The 22,364-nt window shown below is 31.2% G+C and carries 20 protein-coding genes; 6 read left to right on the top strand and 14 right to left on the bottom strand.

Annotated elements, in window-relative coordinates:
* Positions 1-367: 367 nt before the first annotated feature.
* From ACUUYC_RS17785 to ACUUYC_RS17735, 11 genes are all read right to left on the bottom strand, one after another.
* Positions 368-1,969, bottom strand: coding sequence for a sensor histidine kinase (locus tag ACUUYC_RS17785; RefSeq protein ID WP_474268023.1), 1,602 nt, complete (start codon positions 1,967-1,969; stop codon positions 368-370).
* A 56-nt stretch (positions 1,970-2,025) separates the two neighbouring features.
* On the bottom strand, positions 2,026-3,810 hold the full coding sequence (locus ACUUYC_RS17780; RefSeq protein ID WP_474268022.1) for a tetratricopeptide repeat protein: 1,785 nt from the start codon (positions 3,808-3,810) through the stop codon (positions 2,026-2,028).
* A 647-nt stretch (positions 3,811-4,457) separates the two neighbouring features.
* A complete protein-coding gene (locus ACUUYC_RS17775) occupies positions 4,458-4,937 on the bottom strand; it encodes a hypothetical protein (protein WP_474268021.1) in 480 nt (159 codons plus the stop codon).
* 142 nt (positions 4,938-5,079) lie between these two features.
* Positions 5,080-5,271, bottom strand: coding sequence for a hypothetical protein (locus ACUUYC_RS17770; RefSeq protein WP_474268020.1), 192 nt, complete (start codon positions 5,269-5,271; stop codon positions 5,080-5,082).
* Between the two features lie 158 nt (positions 5,272-5,429).
* A complete protein-coding gene (locus ACUUYC_RS17765) occupies positions 5,430-5,594 on the bottom strand; it encodes a hypothetical protein (RefSeq protein ID WP_474268019.1) in 165 nt (54 codons plus the stop codon).
* 138 nt (positions 5,595-5,732) lie between these two features.
* A complete protein-coding gene (locus tag ACUUYC_RS17760; protein ID WP_474268018.1) occupies positions 5,733-6,218 on the bottom strand; it encodes an ABC transporter ATPase in 486 nt (161 codons plus the stop codon).
* Between the two features lie 6 nt (positions 6,219-6,224).
* A complete protein-coding gene (locus tag ACUUYC_RS17755; protein WP_474268017.1) occupies positions 6,225-6,851 on the bottom strand; it encodes a hypothetical protein in 627 nt (208 codons plus the stop codon).
* Between the two features lie 4 nt (positions 6,852-6,855).
* Positions 6,856-7,635 carry a (Fe-S)-binding protein gene (locus ACUUYC_RS17750; RefSeq protein WP_474268016.1) on the bottom strand — a complete coding sequence of 260 codons (780 nt, stop codon included), beginning with the start codon at positions 7,633-7,635 and terminating at the stop codon, positions 6,856-6,858.
* Positions 7,636-7,657: 22 nt separating this feature from the next.
* On the bottom strand, positions 7,658-8,971 hold the full coding sequence (locus ACUUYC_RS17745) for a 4Fe-4S dicluster domain-containing protein (protein ID WP_474268015.1): 1,314 nt from the start codon (positions 8,969-8,971) through the stop codon (positions 7,658-7,660).
* A gap of 28 nt (positions 8,972-8,999) precedes the next feature.
* Entirely contained in the window at positions 9,000-9,962 is a 963-nt protein-coding gene (locus ACUUYC_RS17740; protein WP_474268014.1) for an MlaD family protein, read from the bottom strand.
* A gap of 64 nt (positions 9,963-10,026) precedes the next feature.
* Positions 10,027-11,172: an N-acetylmuramoyl-L-alanine amidase family protein gene (locus ACUUYC_RS17735; RefSeq protein ID WP_474268013.1), complete on the bottom strand. Its 1,146-nt coding sequence runs from the start codon at positions 11,170-11,172 to the stop codon at positions 10,027-10,029.
* A 234-nt stretch (positions 11,173-11,406) separates the two neighbouring features.
* Between ACUUYC_RS17735 and ACUUYC_RS17730 the strand changes: the two genes are divergently transcribed.
* Positions 11,407-14,127: a putative LPS assembly protein LptD gene (locus tag ACUUYC_RS17730; protein ID WP_474268012.1), complete on the top strand. Its 2,721-nt coding sequence runs from the start codon at positions 11,407-11,409 to the stop codon at positions 14,125-14,127.
* 76 nt (positions 14,128-14,203) lie between these two features.
* Positions 14,204-14,593 (top strand): Rid family detoxifying hydrolase, encoded by a 390-nt coding sequence (locus ACUUYC_RS17725; RefSeq protein WP_474268011.1) that lies wholly within the window; start codon positions 14,204-14,206, stop codon positions 14,591-14,593.
* 119 nt (positions 14,594-14,712) lie between these two features.
* Here the strand turns inward: ACUUYC_RS17725 and ACUUYC_RS17720 are convergent, their stop codons facing one another.
* Positions 14,713-15,060 (bottom strand): hypothetical protein, encoded by a 348-nt coding sequence (locus tag ACUUYC_RS17720; protein WP_474268010.1) that lies wholly within the window; start codon positions 15,058-15,060, stop codon positions 14,713-14,715.
* 397 nt (positions 15,061-15,457) lie between these two features.
* On the opposite strand from ACUUYC_RS17720, the gene ACUUYC_RS17715 reads away from it, so the two are divergent.
* The 3 genes from ACUUYC_RS17715 to ACUUYC_RS17705 all read left to right on the top strand — a co-directional run bounded on the left by ACUUYC_RS17715 (position 15,458) and on the right by ACUUYC_RS17705 (position 18,607).
* Positions 15,458-15,625 (top strand): hypothetical protein, encoded by a 168-nt coding sequence (locus ACUUYC_RS17715; protein ID WP_474268009.1) that lies wholly within the window; start codon positions 15,458-15,460, stop codon positions 15,623-15,625.
* Positions 15,626-15,747: 122 nt separating this feature from the next.
* On the top strand, positions 15,748-16,305 hold the full coding sequence (locus tag ACUUYC_RS17710) for a hypothetical protein (RefSeq protein WP_474268008.1): 558 nt from the start codon (positions 15,748-15,750) through the stop codon (positions 16,303-16,305).
* A 238-nt stretch (positions 16,306-16,543) separates the two neighbouring features.
* Positions 16,544-18,607, top strand: coding sequence for a T9SS type A sorting domain-containing protein (locus ACUUYC_RS17705; RefSeq protein WP_474268007.1), 2,064 nt, complete (start codon positions 16,544-16,546; stop codon positions 18,605-18,607).
* A 121-nt stretch (positions 18,608-18,728) separates the two neighbouring features.
* On the opposite strand, the gene ACUUYC_RS17700 is transcribed toward ACUUYC_RS17705, so the two are convergent.
* Entirely contained in the window at positions 18,729-20,426 is a 1,698-nt protein-coding gene (locus ACUUYC_RS17700) for an amidohydrolase (RefSeq protein ID WP_474268006.1), read from the bottom strand.
* A 29-nt stretch (positions 20,427-20,455) separates the two neighbouring features.
* Complete coding sequence (locus tag ACUUYC_RS17695; protein WP_474268005.1) at positions 20,456-21,319, bottom strand: AraC family transcriptional regulator; 864 nt, start codon at positions 21,317-21,319, stop codon at positions 20,456-20,458.
* Positions 21,320-21,537: 218 nt separating this feature from the next.
* Between ACUUYC_RS17695 and ACUUYC_RS17690 the strand changes: the two genes are divergently transcribed.
* On the top strand, positions 21,538-22,341 hold the full coding sequence (locus ACUUYC_RS17690) for a hypothetical protein (RefSeq protein ID WP_474268004.1): 804 nt from the start codon (positions 21,538-21,540) through the stop codon (positions 22,339-22,341).
* Positions 22,342-22,364: the final 23 nt, after the last annotated feature.

The raw sequence follows: 22,364 nt of genomic DNA, 5'->3' as shown, positions 1-22,364 counted from the left end.
AACATAGTTTTTTTTATTATAGGGGGAAAATTCCCCTTTTTAGCCAACTATAGAATTGTATTTATTTTATTTTTTAGCAATTTATGGATAGCGAACAACGCTTTTTCGTTCTCCATTCACTTCATAAATTTGTAGTATATTAATCAGTTTTTTTACAGTTAATCTTCTTTTTTAAAGTTGTTTTATTTTATAATTTTAAAACTACAACTAGTCTACATATTGCAAAAGGGATGATTGTCTGTATTTATAAATTTCGAGAAGAAATAGTGATTTTAATTCTCTTTACGTTTTAATAAACTATTATTTTGGACACTAACACATATGATTTATACAAGAAATTTTGAAAAGGAATTTATAATTTTATTTCTTACACTGAAAAACTGGGAGCTATAGGCTTAAAATAGATGATAAATGCATTTTTAGGTGTTCGTACATAACTAAATTCTCCATTTAATTGATCTGTTAGTATTTGTATTAATTCCATTCCTAGAGAAGTTGTCGATTTAAAGTCAAAACCTTCTGGCAATCCTTCTCCATTATCTGTATAGATAAGCTTATAATAATCGAGTTGTTTTTCAATGGAGATTGAAATGTTATTTTCCGCATCCTTATGAAAAGCATATTTGAACGAATTTGTAATTAGTTCGTTGACAATCAAACCTAGGTTTGCCGTTGTATCACCGTCAAAAATTAATGCTTCATCTATATCTATTTCTTTTACAATGTTTACATAGTTGTTCTTTACAATGTCTTCAATAAACTGAATAAGTTGCGTTATGTATTCTTTGGTTTTAACATGTTTTAAAGTATGTGTTCCATAGAGTTTTTCATGAACTAATGACATCGATTTTATTCTACTTTGACTATCGCGAAGTGCATTTTTTATATTTTCATCTTCATATTCTTCTTCCTGAAGCGTTAGAATACCAGAAATCATTTGCATGTTATTCTTAACTCTGTGATGAATTTCTTTGATCAATGTTTGTATGTTGGTTAGACTACCTTCCAGTTCTTTATTTTTTGAAACGACTATTGCATTTGCCTCTTGTAAATTCTTATTAAGTGAATTGTTTTTTAAGAATTGATGCAACGTTAAAAAGATGAGAAACGCAAGTATACCAAACCATGTGTATGCAATGACGCTAATGTTTTTATTGATGGTTTGTGGTTTTTTATACGCGCTACCAACTTTTAATTTTAACCCAAATAATTCAATAGAAGAGTAGATAAAGTCGTTTTCATTTACATTAAAGTTCTTATAATATTCTGCATCATTAGTTACATTAAAAACTTCGGAACCATTGTAAAATGCTTCACGTGTTAAATCGATAGAATCATTGACTAGAAATTTATGTACATACATATCATAATCAGCAGATTCATAAAAGTAATCTAATAAGTATTTTACATTCAATATTGGTGTAATGTAGCCTACAGGTTCATTGTCACTATTTTTTGCTGAAAAGTTAAATGGAAAACCAACCCAACCTTCTCTTAGATTTATAGGTGTAAATAATTCAATTGTATTACTTTTCATCAACGCATTTAACTCATCAATTCTTTCTTGAGATTTAATTGCTTTTACTGAAATTCCTTTTAGTTGGTTAGGATCTATTTCTTTTGGAGTAATTACATATTTAAACACATGATTTGTATCTATATAATTTACTAAAATTGAATCATTAAATTCTATTTCTTTTAGAAAGTCATTGAGGTAGTTTTGTAATTGAACTTCGGAAGGAAACTCTTTGCTATTCTGCGTAAAGCTTTTCAATCCTGAAACTAAGGAAGCATATACTTCTATTCCTGCTTTGGCGTTGGTGATAGCATCATTATGCGCTTTGCTTAGTTGTGCGTCAATTTTTTGTTGTTCAAAGGCTTCATAATTACGTAATAAGTTGTGCAACAGGAAACCGCTAATTGCTAGAATTACAAATACGCCTATATAATATTTGACATTTTTATACACTTAAAAACAGATGTTTACGGGGAATTTATATCACAAATATACAAGATTAAAATTGACTAACGATACGGAATTTTCGATTGTGTAACGCTTACATCTTTGTTGCCTTCTCTGGCAAGCATGGTTTTATATAGTGCCATCCAAGTACTAGCATTTTTAGCTTTAGGTCCTAATGTCACATTTTGAATATGATTTCGGATATCGTTTTCTACTTCTATATAAGTTGTTGGCAGTTCAGTACTATCATCCCATTTAATTTGTGAAAAGTCATTTGGTAAGAGTTCATAATACCGAACTTCACGTTCACCTTTGTAAATTGCATTTTTGAATAAATATTGAATTTCCAATACAGGTTCTAACGCTTCTTCATTTTTGACAGTTTTATCATCAATTAACGGTTTAAGTAATTCTTTGAGTTTTTTTAGATTATTTTCTAATTCTTCATCTTGTTCTCCATCAATTAAAAAATCCCAAACTCCTTCACCTTTATCATTCTTGTATGTATGAACATATACAATTTTATACAGTTTTCGACTTATTTTAGTAGTATCTGTATTTACTGATTTTTCTATTTCTTTACTTACTTCTGTATTTATTATTTCTATGAGCATTTTTCTATCTAAACAAATGGAGACTCCTGCTCCATCTCTTCCATATGCTCTCCATAAAGGCAATGAATCATTATTATGACTTTCTACAAAACTTCCTATAAATCCAGATTGATCAGTTCTTTGAATGTTTTCAACTCCTAAAAAATCGTATAAAGACTTTCCTTCTGTTGGATCATTTACCAATGCAACATGTGAAAAACGTAGTTTACTTCCTTTGCATAATTCTTTAAAAACAAATGCAGAGGTATAATGACACACTTGTGGTTCTTTATATTCTAAAAGCTTTTTAATTTCATCAATAACTTTGGAAATCTCTAAACGCTTTTCATTTTGTTGATTCTTCTTTTGTTCTTCGAGTGCTGTTTCGCATCTTTCTATCCAAAATTCTAATTGAAATTTATCATCAGAATTTAGCTCTATTGCTTTTTTATAATCCTGAATTGCTTTTTCGTATTGTTTTAATTTAAAATATGTTTTACCTCTATTTTTATTATATAAAGGTTCATCATCTTCAAACTTAATGGCTAAGTCATAAAATTCTATTGCATTTGCATAATCATTTTGCATATAATAAACGTTAGCCTTTCCATTATAAGCACTAGCATAATTTTCATCTAATTTAATAACTTGATTATATTCTTTTAATGCTTTTTCATATTTGCCCAATTCAAAAAGAACTGCACCTTTAGAATCATAAGCATGAATGTATTCATTATCTAATTCAATAGCCATATTAATAAACATTAGTGCTTTTTCATAGTTTCCAATAATATGATAAACAATTCCTCTGTTATTGTAAGCAGAAACATAATCATGTTGTAATTCGATGACTTTTTCATAATGCTTTAATGCTTTATCATATTCTTCAAGGATGTGAAGAATAGCACCAGTTATACTGTAAGCAATTACACATTGAGAATTTAACTCTATAGCTCTTGTAGAATCTATTAAAGCCATATTATAATCTTTAATAAAATAGTATGTAACTGATCTTAAAGAGTTATAAAAGGATGATGGTTGTCTATCTAAGTCTATAAGTGAACTACAATGATCTACTACTTTGTTATAATCTCCTTTATACTCTGCTAATAATTTTAACATAAAAGCTCTAGGATTATTAAATTTATCATATTCAATAATAGATTCTACCAATGAAATTGCCTTATCAAACTCATCATTATCAATACACCTTTTTGCTTCACGATTTCTTCTATCAATCTCACTATCCTTCATACATTACTTATTTAACAACAACTAAATGTACTTTTTTTCCTTCATAAAAAAAAGTCCTGTTCATACAAACAAGACCTTTTTCACTTTTACTAAACTAAATTTTTGAATATCTTAATAAGATTGTGATGTAACTAAACAATCTTAAGTATTTCACTTTTATTTTCTACGGAACGTCACCTTTCCTCTTCTTCTTAAAGCATGTGTTTTACTATGTTGATGTATTAAAACTACAATTTTATAAATCGATTTAAAAAGAATGCTCATCGTGATTTATAAATTCAGTACAAGATGTCTTTTTTAAGCAAAAAAAGCCTTGCTATTTATCAGCAAGGCTTTTACTTTTATCCAACTAATTAATAAAACAGATATATGTCTCTAATATCTACCCTAAAAGATATTACAGAATATAATGTGTTTCCTTATAAACATATTGAGTGGGATAAAAATATCATACGACTCTTTTTCATGGATATGTGTATGATTTTTAAATTGTTTATATGTAATTGTGTGATCAATAAATTGCGCACTAAGTTCTTTTTTAGCATTAATTTTATTCTTTATAAAGATAAAATATATGAGAATCAAATCATTACGGTTTTCCCATAGGAATGGTAATAGATTTTCTTCAAAATACATACTAAGTAAATTTACACTAATACTCCATGTCCGCCGCCAGCGCCGCCTCTATCATGTCTGTCTCTACGATCAAGCCAATCTTGATGTTTTTTATTAGCTTTAGCTTGCTTTTTAGCCAATTTCATTTTTCTATTGATTTCCTTTAATTCCTGTTTTGTTTTCCCCTGTGATCCTTTGGATTTATCTCCAAAACCATGTGCCAAATTTCCTTTAACTTTTCTCGCTAAATCTTGTTTTGCTTTTCCATCTTTTTTAGAGGTTGTTTCATACTGTATCGCTCGAAATGCATTTCTGTCCGACTTACTTTGCTTTGATTTTTTAGCTGCTGCTTTTGCTGCTTTTGCTTTTTCTTGCTTTTTTCCAAGTTGTATAACCGACCTTGGTCGATTGTCTACCAATTGAAGCGTTGTATTATTTTTAGCTTGTGCTACAGGTGTTTGTTGTGAAGTGTGCTGTTTCGGTACTTGTTTTTTTTCTACATGTGTGTTCATAGTCACTTTGGGTTAGTTATTAGCAACAATGAATCAGTTTTATGGTAGTATTTTGAGGAAATTATAGAAGAAATATAGTGAAAAATATTCACTATGCATATAGATAAAATAAAAAAGCGGGATAAACCCGCTTTTCGTACTACTAGTTTTGTGGACACCAACCTCTTGATGGCTTTACACAAGGATTTCTTGTGACACCATCACATCCACCGCAAGTTTCTTGTAAACCTGAACAAATGTCGGTTCTTAATCCACCTTTAACTTGGTTTGTTACTAAGTTTGAAACAATGTTTTTTCCTAAACTTAATGTTGCTTTCAAATTTCTTTTTTTCATTGTGATATAGTTTTGTGATTATATGGAAAAGTCACAATACTTTAATTTTGTTACCCATTTTAGATACAGAACTTATATTATTTGCTTCTATTTCCTATGAAATGAATCAAGATAAATTCATAATCTTCTTATCAACAATGTGTTTTTATTAGAAATAATTACATATCCTCTGCATTACAAGTGTCCCATTCACTGAATGCACATTTTGGAGAAGTTCCTCTAGCTTTAAGTCCGCCTAATAATCCTTCTGCTTTGTTTGTTGCTGATAAACTTGAGATAATCGTTTTTTGTAGGCTAATCTTTTTTAATGATCTTTTTTTCATGACTATATATGTTTTGTTTGATCTCAAGTTAGGAAAAAAACAGCTCAGTTTATAAGTTGCTATTTTATGTTAGATTATATATCAATAGAAAAAGGTGTACATATTGCACACCTTTTCTATTTTATATTTTAGTTTGATTTAGTTTAAAAAACGTCCATGCCAACTTTCACTAGCAGGCACTTCCCAATTTTCAAGGAATTCTGCTTTGGTTGCAACCAAATTGTTGAATACAATTGTTTTTCCTGTAACAGCTTTGTCTTTTGCCATTTTTCGGAATGCTTTTAAATCTTTGTAAGCAATGTATTGTCCTTGCTTATAAGAAACATTCATTTTGTCCATTAAATCAACATTGTATTCTTTTTCGAGTTGTTGTATGAAATGAACTGATGCATCTATAGAGCAACCTGTTGCTGCTTGCTTTTCTTGATCAACAGCAATGATGATGAAACGTTTGTATTTAACTTCAAAAGAAGCTTGTAAATCGCTTCCGTGAGCTGTCCATTGTGTGATGAAGTTAGCTAATTTTGATTTTATTTCTTCCAATTCCGTTTCGTTAAATGATCGGTTTGCTTGGTAAATCCAAACTTTAGCATCATCTGAAAGTACATTAAATTCTACGAGCATAGTTTCTTAGTTTTCAACTTCAATTTTTCTCAATACTTTATAGGTACGATAGTCTTTTAGCTTAGAATCGTACATTTCTCTGCTTGTATATGAAATTTTGACAGATTTTCTTTTTAGATTTTTTAACTCCGACAATAATTCTTGTCCTTCAAAATACTCCATCCAAAGTAATTTGTATTCGCGTTTGTTTTCTCCTTTGAACTTTATAATATTGAATTGTCCTTCAGACATATTCACTATTTTACCTGATAATACATTTTCTTTTTCGCCAACTGATACATCATCACTACCTTCCTCATCATCTACGTAGCCCTGTGCGATTAAAAAGATTGTTTGTGGACAGATTTCAACCATTTTCAACCCTATTTCTTCACCAAATGCTTCCATCGCAGCTTCGTCTGTGAATGAAATATCATAAGTTCCTTTTAGGACTTCTTTATTGTTTGAATATGCTTTAGCAATACAAATACCTAATTGCATTTCTAGAGCCGTATTTTTAAGCTTCGAAGTATCTTGTTCGCTGATACATTTACATACGTCCTCAGTAATGAGTGTTAATGCTTTTTCTTTTTTTGTTTGTGCAAAACTGAATGTTACAACACATAACAGTACTAGTGTAATTATTTTTTTCATCTTTTTATAAATCTTGTGCATTTGCAATTAACTCGGCAATATCTTGCACTTTAACACTGTCTTCTTTTTCCTTGCTTTTGATTCCATCTGTCATCATCGTATTACAATATGGACAGCCTGTAGCAATAATTTCCGGATTCGTTTTTAAAGCATCTTCTGTACGTAATACATTGATATCTTTATCTCCTTTTTCAGGTTCTTTGAACATTTGTGCTCCTCCTGCTCCACAACAAAGTGCTGTTGCTTTGTGGCGCTTCATTTCTGTTATGTTTGCATTTAAAATACTTAAAACATCACGAGGTGCATCATATACTTTATTAGCTCTTCCTAAATAACATGGATCATGAAACGTAATACGCTTTCCTTTATATGTATCACCTACTTTTTGTAAATGTCCATTATCAATCAATTCTTTTATAAATTGTGTATGATGTACTACTTCATATGTTCCTCCTAAAGAAGGATATTCATTTTTTAAGCAATTAAAAGAATGTGGATCACAAGTTACAATTCGTTTTACATTATATGCATTGAGAGTTTCAATATTCATCATTGCTTGCATTTGAAATAAGAATTCATTTCCAGCACGCTTTGCTACATCTCCAGTACAACTTTCTTCTGACCCTAAAACAGCAAAGTCTACATTTGCTTTATTTAAAATCTTTACAAAAGCTTTGGTTATTTTTTTTGCTCTATCATCATAACTTCCAGCAGAACCAACCCAAAATAATATTTCTGGTTGTTTACCTTCTGCCATATATTCTGCCATTGTAGGTACTTTCATCTTCGTATATTTTTAAGTTGTATTAGTTTTCGTCTTTCCAGTTCAATCTGTCCATTTGGTTGTAAGGCCATGGTGCTCCATTGTTTTCAATATTCCCCATCATTACGTTTAACTCCGTTGGTGCAGCAGATTGTTCCATTACTAAATACTTACGCATTTCCATGATTATTGATAATGGATCAATACTTACAGGACAAGCTTCTACACAAGCGTTACATGACGTACACGCCCATAATTCTTCTGTAGTGATGTAATCGTTTAGTAGTGATTTTCCATCGTCAACAAATTTTCCATTGTTAGCGTCAATATTTTTCCCAACTTCTTCTAGACGATCTCTAGTGTCCATCATTATTTTACGTGGCGATAGTTTTTTTCCAGTCAGGTTTGCCGGACATTCACTTGTACAACGTCCACATTCGGTGCATGTATAGGAATTTAATAGTTGTACCCAGTTTAAATCTTGCACATCTGAAGCTCCAAATTTTTCTGGTTCGCCTTCATCTTCTCCTTCTGCTGGAGCTGCAAACGGATCAGCATCCGGATCCATCATTAACTTTACTTCTTTCGTTACATTCGCATCATTTACAAATTGACCTTTTGGCTTTAAATTCGCATACCAAGTATTTGGAAACGCTAATAGAATGTGTAAATGCTTTGAAAAGTATAAATAGTTTAAGAAGATTAAGATTCCAGTAATGTGAATCCACCAAGTTACTCTTTCTATAATATGTGCTGTTTCAACATTTCCTTCAAATAAAGGATATAAGTATTGACTGATTACATTTCCAGTACCAGCTTCTTGAAAGTGAAGATCAGCAGCATTCATTACTAAGAACAGTGTCATTAAAACCATTTCAAAGTATAAAATAGCATTACCATCACTTTTTGGCCAACCTTTCATTTCGGCACTTAGAAAACGTTTTAACTTGATTACGTTCCTACGAATCCAAAATACAATTACAGAGATTAATACTGCAACTGCTAAGATTTCAAATGTTCCGATAAGGAAACCATAAATAGTTTCTCCTATATAATCTTGAAAGATTCGGTGTGTACCAAATAATCCATCAATTACAATTTCTAGAACTTCAATGTTAATGATTACAAATCCTATGTAAACCACAATATGGAAAAAACCAGCAATTGGTCTTTTGACCATTTTAGATTGACCTAATGCAATCATTCCCATGTTTTTCCAACGCTGAGATTTATTGTCAGATCGATCTACATCTTTTCCAAGTTTGATGTTTCGGGATAGTTTTTTGACATTTCTTGTAAAATAACCGACGCCAGCAATTAGTAATATGGCAAATAGAATGTTTGGAATGTACTCCATGGGTAGTATTTCTTTAGATGGTTATGCGTTAGTTTTTCTTTTCTTGTATTTCTCCTTCTTCATTTTTTTCATACTGTTTCGGTCTTTTTCCGAATACAGAGAAATGCACATATCGTTTTGGGTTGAGTTTCATATCTTCAAACAATTGCTCCATTTGCTTTGAAGCACTTGTAAGATTGTTATATAACTCTTCATCTTTTAATAATTTTCCAACTGAACCTTCTCCATTTTCAATACCAGTTATAATATTGTCAAATCCTTTAATAGCAGATTGTAAGTCATTCATGGTTTTGTTTAATTCTAAATTTGCTAAAGAATCTGATACTTTCGATAAATTAGCTGTCATGTTATCTACATTGGTTAATGCATCATCAAGCTTTTGTTTATTGGTATCTAAAATAGAATTTAACGTATTTGAAGCTTTTTTAAAGCTCGTCATTGTAGCATTTAGTTCACTAACACTACTTTTTATACTGTTTCTAGTCTCAGCATCTAAAATTGTACTTACAGCAGTTAACAATGAATCTGCACTTACAATCATGTTTTCCATTTTGGATTTTAATGGTGTAAATTGATCCATAAAGCCATCAACCATACCTGTTTGTGTTACTGACTGAAGTGTATCACCAGAAACCGCTTTTTCAGCATTGTCGTTTTTGACTATGATAGCCAATAACTTTCCGCCAATGAAACCATTTTCTTGTAATTGAACTACACTATTTTTTGAGAATTGAAAATCATGTTCAAGTGTAAACATGACTAACGACTTCCCTGAAGGTTGTAATTTGATGTCTTGAACTTTACCAACAGCGTATCCGTTGATTAAGACTTTTGTGGAAGGAACTAGGCCGCCAACATCACTATATTCTGTATAAAATACTCGATTGTTTGAAAAAATCGATTTGGACATTAAGTAACTGATTCCAACATATAATAATATTAGTGAAGTGATTACTAATAATGCCGTTTTAATTTCTCTGGATATTTTCAATTTTTTTGGGAATTTGTGAACTCAACAAAATTAAAAAATTTTTCCTAAGAATACGTCTATTTTACTATTGTTTTAATGCTTCAGTTAAGGATATTTTTTTACCTTTTTTGAATGCGACTATATAACAGTCCTTGTATCCTTTACGAACAGCTTGGTTTTTCATGCGCTTTATCTCCTCATAATCAGACGTTTTACCATAAAAATAACGATAAATTTTAGATGCTTTTTCTCTTGAAATTTGCTTTAAGCCTTTAAAATTGTATGATTTTGTCGCCATTTTCTTTGAACTTGCTGCCAATTGCACCTTAAAAGTGATGTCTTTATATATTTTTGAAGCAACTGGTTCAGAAGTATCAACTCCGCTGTCAATCACTTTTTCATCATTGCTAGCAACTTCTGTATGTAGTGCAATGTATTTTTTTATGGCATTATATAATGATTTCGTCATGACTTTCTTTCCCTTTTTAGAGTTTAGAAAATCTTCTTCCTTTTTATGAGTTAGGAAACCAAGTTCAACTAATACACTTGGCATATATGTTTTTGATAATACCCAAAAACCTGCTTGTTTTACGCCTCTATCTTTACGTTTTCCTGTGGTTTTGAATTCTTTTTGAATATAAGAAGCTATTTCAATACTTTGATCTAAGTATTCTTCCTGCATGATAATTAAACTAATTAACGATTCAGGAGAGTTTGGATCAAATCCGCCATAGGTTTCTTCATGATTTTCTTCTAAAAGGATTACAGAGTTTTCACGTTTGGCAACTTCTAAGTTGGTTTTGTTTTTACTTAAACCAAGCACAAACGTTTCTGCGCCATATGCAGTAGAGCCAAACTTTTTTCCTTTTTTCCCAGGTTGTGCATTGCAATGAATAGAGATAAACAAATCTGCCTTTTTCTTATTTGTCAATACCGCACGTTGACTTAATGTAGGATATGTATTTCCTGTTCGTGTATAAATGACTTTTACATTTGGAAGCTTGTTTAACATTTTCCCTAATGCCAATGAAACATCTAACGCAATGTCTTTTTCCGTAGCTTTATAACGTCCTGTTCCTGGTGTTCCTGTATCTCTTCCTCCATGTCCAGGGTCAATCATAACCACAAACTGTTTTTTCTTTGGCGGATCGCTTTTTGTTACTTCATTTACAGAAGCATTCAAAAAACTAACCATACATATCACAAGTAAAACTGAAAAATAGTTCTTCATATATCCGATTTTCATCATTTTGTATACTAATAATGTTTAATGTGTGTTTCTTATTGTGTTAATTATGATTAATTTATCATAAAACTATTATAAAAATACACTTCGAGGTTTGGCACTTCAAATATTGAGCCATACTTTTACGACCTGATATTTGAAACGAAAATATAAAAGTTACTTGACTATTCATAAAAGAAATCTTTCTTTTGTGTATTATAACGAATTTGGACTAGACCTTTGCAGACAAAAAAAAATTACATATTTATACAGCTATTACTGTTACTGATTAGTTCGTTTGCTATTTCACAAGAACTTCCAGAAAGGAAAAAGCTGCCTGTAAAACCGCAACAACCAATGGACACGTTGCAGGTTTCTATTAGAGATTCTATCAAAATAGGTACCGCTAAAAAGAGAGATACCGTTAAAACTGATTCTATTAAAAATGATTCAGTACCTGAAAAAGCACCAGTTTTACTCGATTTGGTAAAGTATAAGTCTAAAGATTATGTAAAAATTAGTCAACGCACAAAACAGATCTATTTATATAATGAAGCCGAATTGTATTATCAGGATACAGAATTAAAATCGGGAATCATTATTTTAGATTACGAAAAAAATGAAGTGTATGCTGGTCGTTTAAAGGATTCTGCTGGTGTATATTCACAATCACCATACTTTAAACAAGGTGATAATATTGTAGAGCCAGATTCTATTCGATTTAATTTTGATACAGAAAAAGCATTAATTTGGAATTCACGAACCGAACAAAACGGAACTAAGATTGCTGGAGAATTGACCAAAAAAGAAAATGATTCAGTTATTTTTATCCAGAATGCGAAATTTACGACTTCAAAAGATTTAGACAATCCTGAATATTATTTCTTAGCGCGTAAAATTAAATTAGTTCCAAATAAAAAGATCGTTTCCGGATTTACCAATATGTATATTGCAGATGTTCCAACACCAATTGGATTTCCATTTGCATATTTTCCATTAACAGATGACAGAGCTTCAGGATTTATCTTCCCAACATTTGGTGAAAATAGCAGTCGTGGATATTTCTTTCAAAATGGTGGATATTACTTTGCCATTAGTGATTATTTCGATTTGGCCCTTTTAGGTGATTATTATACCAATGGAAGTTATGCCTTTCGAGGAGAAAGTAATTACGCATTACGTTATCGATTTAGAGGTAATTTGAGTGTCCGGTTTGAAGCGTTAATCAACAGTCAACGAGGTTTTCCCGATTACAGTAAATCAAATATTTATAACATTCGTTGGGCACACAATCAAGATCAGAAAGCAAATCCAAATTCACGATTTTCTGCTTCTGTAAACTTGGGTAGTAGTCAGTATTATCAGGCTTCCATCAACCAATTGAATACACCAAACTTTTTAAATAACACTTTAAATTCATCTATTTCGTATTCAAAAACATTTCCAGAATATCCTTCCGTAAATGTTTCGTTGACAGCTACGCATTCGCAAAATACAAATACAGAAACTATCAATCTTACGTTACCAACCTTACAAGCTAGTATGGAACGTATTTATCCGTTTGCAAAAAAAGATGGAACAAAAAAAGGAATCATTCAAAATATAAACTTTCAATATAATTTAAGAGGAGAAAACAGAATTAATACAACAGATTCTTTATTCTTTAAGAAAGAAATGTTTGATGACGCAAAAATTGGAATGAGACACAGTATTCCAATTAATACAAACTTTAAACTATTTGATTATTTAAGTGTAAGTCTTGGAGGAAATTATGATGAAGTATGGACATTAAGAACTACTAATAGAACAGATGCTGTTATAAATCCGGATGATCCAACTGAACAATTTGACTCTGAGAAACAAACCATTAACGGATTTGACTCATTCCGTCAATATAATTTTAGTGCAAGTCTCGGAACTACTATTTACGGTACATTTAATTTTGGCGAAGACAAGCAAATACAAGCAATTAGGCATACGGTAAGACCATCTATTAGTTATAGTTATAATCCTGCTTTTGATCAGTATTTTGATACGTATATTGTAGATGCAGATGGTGGTACTACAGAAGATTATTCACGTTTTGAAGATGGATTGTTTGGCCAACCAAGTAGAACATTTGCTAGTTCTATTGGATTAAATGTTGCCAATACAGTGGAAGCTAAAGTTCGTGCAAAAGATTCTACTGCCGAAAAGCCTGAAAAATTAATGCTTTTAAATAGCTTTAACTTTTCTACAACATACAATATTGCTGCTGATTCACTTGCGTGGAGTCCAGTTCGTGTAACAGGAAGTACGCAGGTTTTCAATAAAAAATTAAATGTAAACTTCGGAGCTACTTTTGATCCGTACGCCATTGATAATAATGGAACACGTATTAATAAATTTAATATTGACAATGGAGGAAGCTTATTTCGTTTCACAAGTGCCAATATGACGTTAAACTATTCATTCTCTAGCAAAAGTTTAGAAGGAAAAACAGATAACGGAAGTATTGATAATACACGAAGTGGAGGACGTGATGATGATTTATTCGGAAAAGCTCAAGATTTCAGTGACAGTAGTAGTTCATTTGGTGACGATGACGACGATGATGAAGAAAAAGAAGACGTAGAAGCCTATCGAACCAAGATACCTTGGGATTTACGTCTCGCCTATTCCATGACGTATGCCAATAGTAATCGACAGAATGAAATATCTAATAATTCCTTAATGTTCTCAGGGAACATTGAACTTTCACCACAATGGAAAGTCGGAGTTTCTTCAGGTTATGACTTTAAAAACAAAGGATTTACCTATACTCAAATGCGTTTTGAACGTGATTTAAAGAGTTGGCGAATTAACTTTAACTGGGTTCCGTTTAGTACACGAGCTTCTTGGTATTTCTTTATTGGAATTAAAGCATCTGTATTACGTGATGTGAAGTGGGAAAAACGTAGCGAACCAGATAGAAGCTTATAGATTTTGGGTATTAGGTATTAGTTAAATCAACTAACAAATTCACAAAGGACAAATCAACCAATTAACAACCAAGCTCATGGCAAAACAAATCATTACAACTCCAAATGCACCAGCGCCAATTGGTCCGTATAATCAAGCAGTATTAATTAATGGTACATTATATACTTCAGGTCAGATAGCAATTGATCCTAAAACTGGTGAACTTCTCAAAGGTTCTATTGAAGAAGAAACAACACTAGTTATGGAAAATATGAAAGCTGTTCTAAAGGCTGCAAACATGACGTTTGAAAACGTAGTAAAGGCTTCTATTTTCATTAAAAACATGAATGATTTCGCGAAAATTAATCCTGTATATGGTAACTACTTTAATGATGAAACTGCACCAGCACGTGAAACAGTTGAAGTAGGAAACTTACCAAAATATGTAAACGTAGAAATTTCTATGATTGCGATTGAAGGTGCTTAAAACTTTACAATTCAAACTATATAATAAAAAAGCAGGTTCATTTGAACCTGCTTTACTTTTAACCTAAATTATTGAGATGCCTAATATGTGCGTACATTAGTACTAATAGCAGTCCTATTCTATTTTTTCTCAATAGATAACGCCCATTGTTGAGATGTATACTCCCCAAAATTTTGATTTAGATCAAAAACTGAAGTACCATCTGCTATAAGCTTAAATGAAACTCCACCTCCATCTGCAAAATTACTTGCAACTGCTGTAAAAATAGCAGATCCACCCAAACCAGCTATCGTTTGAGTCAAGTCTATTGTATCATTTACTCCTGTAGCAAAACCAGATACAGATCGTTTATATACTTCAGCTAATTTTGCTCCTCCAGGAACATCTTGATTCAAACCAACAATTAATTGATTATCTACAACTGTTACTTTTAATTCTAATGATTTTGTGTAATTTATTGTTTTCATGATTTTAAATTTTAAATTGATTGTTCCTACTCATAAGGCTTTTCAGATTCCGCCACGACCAAGAAAAAATAATCTTATAGCTACTGGTTCGAATATTATTTTTTAATGATTCTATTCAAAGTTGAAGAAATGATATCGTTGAAAAGAAAAAAATGGAATGAGTACAGCTATTTTTATCAGGAGATAACGATTTTAAAGTATGAAAACGTAAAAATTTATATGATTGCAATGAAAGCGTTTAAAAACAAACAACTAACCGTCTAAAGATATTATTTCCAAAAATAAAATAGTTGTTTAAATTGGCGTGATAATTTATAAATCACCTCCAATGACTGTTTTTTCTTCGATTTTTTCTCTAGTTATTTGATTCATTATTAACTTATAAAATTTAGTACATATGTTAAAGAATCTTTTAAAATTAGAAGGTATTAATCCTTTAGAAAAACAACAACAGCAAAAAATTAATGGTGGTGGTCTTAACAGAAAAGGCTGCGTTTGCGTACTATACAACGAATTAAACAGATGTATTGTGTATGATTGCAGTAACGTACCACACGACCAATAAAATCTTTTAAAAGCGAACTTCGGTTCGCTTTTTTTGCTTCAAGAAATAATTAATGATTATTAAGTTGTGCTACAAATTTATCTGTAGATATTTTACTATATTGAATTATTAATTGAGTTACAATGAGCGGCAATAAAAAAAGAAACATTTGGCGAATTATTGGTGTTTTTATCATTATTCTAACCGTAGCTAGAGAAACTGGATATATTACAGCAGACTACTACCGAAGTAACACCTCTTTTTCTAGTAATAGTGTTATAAATTCATCCTCAAACACATCTACAAGAGGAGAAAACATGGGTAGAGAAGTAAAAAAACCACAAACTAAAGTTATTGTTATTTATAAAGGTAAAGAATATGGCGATACAAACCCTGGTATTACAGTATTAAACTCTAATATTTCTAATCCTCCATTAAGAATAGATATTTCAGATATAAGTTTTGGTGTTTTTTTATGGACTCCATTGTATAAATATACTTCTATTGATTACACAAAATCGTTAAGTCATAATACATCTATCTATGGAAATGGCATAAATTCAAGCTTCTCAACAATAGGTCATATTAATGTCAATGGTACATTTTCAATCAAAGGGATTTGTTCTCACAAAACTGCCAAAGAAATAGTACTACAAAAAATAATGAGTGATATTTATAAGCAAGCTAAATCAAACATATAAATTCATCTTTAATAGAAACATCAATAATATTAAAATTAGCACTCTTTTATAATCCACAATAGCTAGAAATGATATACGATTATTGACCAATTAAATTCTTAGTATGCTAAAAAAGTGTATATTTGAATACTCATTTCCCCACTAATTAAAATCAATACAACAAATTATTATTTCTAATAAATAGATATGGAATTCCCTATATCTATTACTGTTGTGTGCTATATAAAATAAAGAACAAATGAGATTATTTTTAACATTTTTGATTATCCCTTTTTTGTCATTTTCTCAAAATTGGGATTTACTTACTCCTTTAAAAACCAATAAAACTGTAACTGATATTGAGGCTATAGACGGCAACACTTATTACTTACTTCAAAAAAGTAATTCTAATGATATTTTAAAAACTACAGATCATGGAGATACTTGGGAAAGACCATTTACAACTAGTGATTCTACTTGGGACATCCATATGTTTGACGAAAATAACGGTCTTGTTTCTACTAACCTGAGTGTTTATTTTACCAATGATGGATTTCAAAATATTTCTTTAGCACAAAATTTAGCTTTTAGCGTCTACAAATTTAGTTTTGTAAATGCTTTGGTTGGCTATGGTGTAGGTAATAATGGGAAAATTGTAAAAACCACGGATGGAGGAATGACATGGGCAACTCAAAATTCTACTTTAAGTAATTCTAGTTCAAATGGTCTTTTAAGTGTTTACTTTGTAAATGAAAATGTTGGTTATGCTTGTGGTTTATCTAGTAAAATATTAAAAACAATTGATGGAGGAAATACTTGGACAGCAGCAACAGTAGGTTCTTCAGGATGGCTAGACATTTTCTTTTATGATGAAATGAATGGTGTTGTTGTCGGAAATAATCAAGACTTAAAATATACTACTGATGGCGGCATTACATGGATTGATTCAAACTATCAAACAACTAATGCTTTATATGAAATCCGTAATGTCAATAATACACTAGTTGTTTGTGGTTCGAACGGAATTATTTTAAAATCGACTGACAATGGAATTAATTGGACAGAAGAAGTTTTAAATTCAAGTAAAAACTTATTATCTATTGATTTTTCTGGCACAAATTTATTAGTATCTGGAGAAGCCATTACTTATAATTCTACTGATAATGGTCAAAGTTGGAATTTAACAGACGAAGGTGTAAGACCCGCTAATTTGGTAGCTGTAGATTTTGCAAATAATCTAAATGGAGTTACTGTTGGACGCAATTCAACGGCTAACAGTAATAATTTAATTTTCACAACAACAGATGGCGGTATTACTTGGACACGAACAAAATCCTTAACATCAAGTTCTGCTGCTTTCAATGCAGTACATCTATTACCTGATGGAAATGGTATTGTAAATAGATCATCAAGTTCTAGTTCAGGACAATATTTTTTAACTAATGATTTTGGTGTAACATGGCAAACTAGAACTCCTATAGGCAATTTAGCAAGCTCTGCATGTTGGATGAGAAACGCTAATGCATATACGCTTGGAGGTTCAGAGATATATAATACTTTAAATAATGGTTCTAATTGGGACAGCTTTGATTCACTTAATATAACAGCTTTTTATTTCCCATCAGACAATATTGGATATGCTATTGGTCAGCGTATTTATAAAACAGTTGATGGAGGAATTAATTGGAATGAAATAACAGAACCACAACAAAATCAGAATTATAAGCAAATACAATTTTTAACAGATGATATAGGATTTGTAAGCTCTACAAATGCAGGAGTTTTCAAAACTGTAGATGGCGGTATGTCTTGGACTTCTTTTACTAATATAACTGGTAGTATTAAATTTTTATTCCTAAGTGAATTATCAATATTTAATATACAAGGCAGTAATCTCGTTCAATATACAAATGACGGAGGCGTTACTTGGGATAATCTTGCAGAAAACAACACCGTTTCTACCAATTTATCTAATGCATCTATTTTAGATGGAAAAATTATTGGGATTGGAAATAACTCAGATATTTATTCATTAAGCATTCCTACATTTAGTAGTTTACTTAATATTGAAGAAAAAACGGAAGATAAATTTATAATTTACCCAAATCCAGCTAGTGAAGTTATTACGATTAAAAATAAAGCTTCAAATATAATTAGTGATTTAGAATTAGTTACAATCAATGGAGAATCTGTATTCAAAAAAGAAAATACAAACTATGCAGCTGAATTAACACTAAACATTTCAAATTTAAAAGCAGGAATATACTTTTTAAAGATAAATTTCAAAGGAGCTATAATCACAAAAAAAATAGTTAAATATTAATCTTTACATCAATAATCTTTGTTCCGTATAGACATTAAAAAAACCTCAAAGGCACATGTTTTTGAGGTTTTCTAATAGGTATTATTTCGTTTAAAATAAATGGTAATCAGATATTTATAAATTATCGCTCAAAAATTATAGTTCCATTAAAAACGGTCATTTCAACTTTTGTTTGATGAATTTCATTTACAGGAATCTGAAAGATATCTCTATCCAATACAATAAAATCTGCTTGCTTTCCAACTTCTAACGAGCCAACTTTGTCTTCTTGACGCATTACATACGCTCCATTTATTGTATATGCGTTGATAGCTTCTTCCAACGAAATGTTTTGTGGCGTTCTGCTAACGGCATTGGCAATTCCAACAAATGGATTTAATGTACTTACATTCCAATCACTACTTAAAGTCAGTCTTGCATTTGCATCTAACAGGCTTTTTATAGGAACTTGATTATCTGCCAATGTACTTCCAATTAACTCAGCATTTTCTTGCCAATGCGCAGGATTTGTAAAATCGCCTGCAACTTGCGCATCGGCTGTTACATTTAATTGTGCAAAGCGAGACATGTCAGCAGTATTTACAATTTCTACATGTGTCAATCGGTGTCTATTGTTTCCAGCACTTCCTTGTGCTATTGCGTTTAACGCTTCTGTAACTCCTCTATTTCCAATACTATGAATATGAAAATCGAATCCGACAGTTTCTAATTGACTAATATAATTTGCGATTCTTGCCTCTGTGAAATAATTCAAACCGTTATTTGTTGGCTCCTCAAAATAATCAATTAAATAATCGGAATGCAATGCTGCTGTAGTATTGTGTGTGATTCCGTCCGCATATAATTTTATTTGATTAATTTTTAATAAACTATTCGGATTGTTTGAATATAAAGAAGTTAAACTTGCTATTTGAGAAGCATCATCTTCCGCAGGATATGCCCAAAGTCCAAGATTGAAACGCGCCGTTAACTTCCCATCAGCTTCCAATTGTTTCCAAACCAAATGTTGATCTCTTTTCCAATAGGTTCGTGCATCCGAAACTGACGTAATTCCATGTTTTGCAAGCTCAGGCAACACATATTCCACCATTCCATCATATTCACCATTAGCAGAATTTGCTAAGCTAGAAATTGCTTGTTGCATCACAATATCACCAGCATTGTCAATTAAAATTCCTGTGAGCGAATTGTCGTCTTCTTTCATGATAATTCCACCTTGTGGATTTGATGAAGTTGCTGTAATTCCTGCTAACTCCAATGCTTTGGAATTTACCCACATAGAATGCGATGTATGTTCCATGATAATTACAGGTCTGTTTGGAACTGCTTCATCTAAAATTTCTAGTGGCGAACGATTTGCCTCAAAAAGAGTATTGATGTTATGCCCGAAACCAATCAGCCATTCTACAGTTGGATTATCTGCAGCAGCATCTGCAATGACATTTATATAATTCTCAGGATCAGTTTCTTCGTCAGAAATTACAAAATGATTGTTTGACGAACCAACTTCCATCGGATGCATATGTACATCATGAATTCCTGGCAATACCAAAGCACCTTGCAAATCAATAATTTGAGCATCACTTTCCGCAGTTGCCTGTGCTTCCGCAGATGTTCCAACGAACATGATTTTTTTATCCTGAACAATCATAGCTTCTGCCCACGGTTGTGCCGTATTTACAGTATATATTTTTCCATTAATGAAAACTTTCTGTATTGCAACTTCATTCATCATTTGCTGATTTTCCATAATAGGATCATCGCTTTTACAAGATTTTGTAAGACTCATTATGCTAAATACAATTAAAATAAGTTTCATAGTCTGTGTGTTTTTCATCAATGTGTTTTTCAAGATAAATTATTTTTTAGAGGAACAAAAATTTCCGTTTCGTAAGCATTCTCATCATTTGTATGCAAACTGTGTTTACGATAAAATTCTAAAAATGGTGTAATTCCAATTTCTTTCTCTGTCTGAAAAATCCATTGTCCAAAAATTTTATCATAGGTTTTACTAATCGTCTTATAACTTCCAACATGAGTAAATACAGCATACTTACGACTTGGAACTTCTTTGATAGTATACTTTTTTAGATTGTTCGTTTTTTCAGGAATAACAATACATGCATCATAATTACACTTGATTTCTTCAGTAGTAATTGGTTCATCCCAAATAATTCCGAAGCTTTCCGTTATTGATGTATCAATATGATTTTCAGTAGCCATTTGATCAATAGTATTCCACAAATCTTCAATTTCACTACTATCGTAATCACCTTTATAAGTCATATACATCACCTTTTTTTTTGGCAATACTTCTACTCTATCTTCTATAAATGGCATCTTATCTACTTTCGTTTTCTGTGTACCTAATAATTCTTCTTTACGCTCTCTGTATACGGACGGCGAGATTCCAAAATGCTTTTTAAATGATTTACTCAGCGCTTGCACATCTGAATAGCCAACTTCATACGCTATTTCTGTAATTGCTGATTTGCTAAACAACAAAAGCTTTGCGCAGGCTTCTACTTTTAATCGTGTTACATACGCACCAATAGTTTCTCCATAAACAGCTTTAAATATGCGTTGTAAGTTTCGGTATGAAAAGTGTGAAAGCGATTCTAATGTCTCAACAGAAACCGTAGTAGTAAACGAAACTCTCAGGTAATCTCTTACCTGTTGCAATCTTTCTATATAATTATGCTTCGCTTTCATGGTACAAATATAGAATACATAAGAAAAGGTATGTTGTCCTATTTTGACAAATATTTAGGCATTGAATAATTGAAAATTACGTATTTATACGCTAAACAGTTAGTCTTTTAAATTATATTTTCACAGCAAATTATATTTAGATACCGTGTAGTATTCCCAAAAAGGAGATTGCTGAAAATCCTAAAAGAGTAAGCATTTTAACCTTAAAACATAATAAAATGAATAAGTCACTTACTTTACTTTTAAGTATCTCTATGATACTATTGCTAAATTTTTCTCTTTTTGGACAAGATGATAGGGAAGCAATAGCAATGGAGAATGAAATACAACAATCCTATGACTATCATGAGTTGGAAGAAAAAAGGTTAGAACTTATTGCCGATATGTATTCAATGATGTATGAAATAGGCGGTCTTTTTACAGAATTAGAAAGAGCGCAAAGCCTTGAAAAATTAGTGAATAGCTACCATGAAAAACTTTCAAAAGGTTTAGATTCAAGTGCTTTATCAATTAAAGAAAGAATGAATATAGAACGTTTATCCGAAATTAAGTCACAAATTGTATTGCCAGAACTTCAAACAGTTGGCGGTATCGATTTACATAATATGCAATCTATTAGCGTGACAGAAGGATTTCGAAGAATTATTGAAAACAAAGTACAAACAATTGTTAAAAAAACAGATCAACTTTCAAGTGTTGGGACAAAAGTAACAGAATTGAATAATACTTCTTTCGTATCACAAAATTTTAAAAAACAAATTAGTTGGTCATTTGCGCTTCTAGTTGGTATTGTCATCGTCGGCTTTTTTATTATAGCGTATAGAGATGATGAGATTCGTAAAACAATTTTTTCTGGTGACGCTGGATTACAATTTATCACCATATTCTCAATCATTATCGCCATAATTCTATTTGGAATTACCGGAGTTTTAGGTGGAAAAGAGATTGCAGCATTAATTGGAGGTATCTCTGGTTATATATTAGGTCGCAGCAGTATTACAAATCTTAAAAAACAAGAATAATTTAAAATGAGTGTTATACTATT

The sequence above is a fragment of the Kordia sp. E genome (genome assembly GCF_056033805.1).
Note: the sequence above shows the minus strand (reverse complement) of the source record. Positions and strands in the feature narration are given on the sequence as shown.